This is a genomic window from Methylopila musalis, assembly GCF_042679725.1.
Lineage (GTDB): Bacteria > Pseudomonadota > Alphaproteobacteria > Rhizobiales > Methylopilaceae > Methylopila > Methylopila musalis.
Genome location: NZ_JBHTMX010000440.1, coordinates 1 through 588 on the forward strand (window position 1 = coordinate 1; position 588 = coordinate 588).

The following is a 588-nucleotide window of genomic DNA, read 5'->3' on the forward strand; positions in this document are numbered from 1 at the left end:
ACGCGCTGCGCGACGGCGCGGTGGCGCGGCTTGATCCGAGCGCGCTTCGCCGGATCGAGCCGCTGGTGGAGAACGGCCTTGCGCTCGACGCGGCCAAGATCGCCGCCGCGCTGGAGCCGCTGCTCGCCAGAGGCGATCTCGCCCTGCCCCGCGCCGCCACCGCGTTCAGCGTGTCCGGCGGCGTCGCGCGCTCCGGGCCGATCGAATCCGCGCGCGGCGACATCGGTGGCGCGGCCTCCGTCGATCTGTCGAAGCTGACGCTCGACGCGGACCTGCTGCTGGGGGATCGCTCCACGGAGACGCCGCCGCTCGGCGTGGCGTTCGACGGACCGCTCAACACACCCGTTCGACGGCTCGACGCCTCGGCGCTCACCGGCTGGCTGTCGGTGCGCGCGGTGGAGCGGGAGACGCGTCGCATCGAGGCGCTGGAGGCGGAGATGCAGGAGCGCGCCCGCGTGGCGCGCGAACGCGCCGCCGCCGAAGAGCGCCGCCGGGCGGAGGAGAAGCGCCGTCAGGACGAGGAGCGCCGTCGCATCGAGGCGGAGGAGCGGGAGAAGGCCGCGCGCGAAGCCGCCGAGGAGCGCGCCC

Annotated in this window: 1 pseudogene; it reads left to right on the forward strand. The window is 75.9% G+C overall.

The annotated features are described in order from the left end of the window. A pseudogene (locus ACFQ4O_RS18190) lies at positions 1–588 on the forward strand (hypothetical protein); the annotation flags it as partial.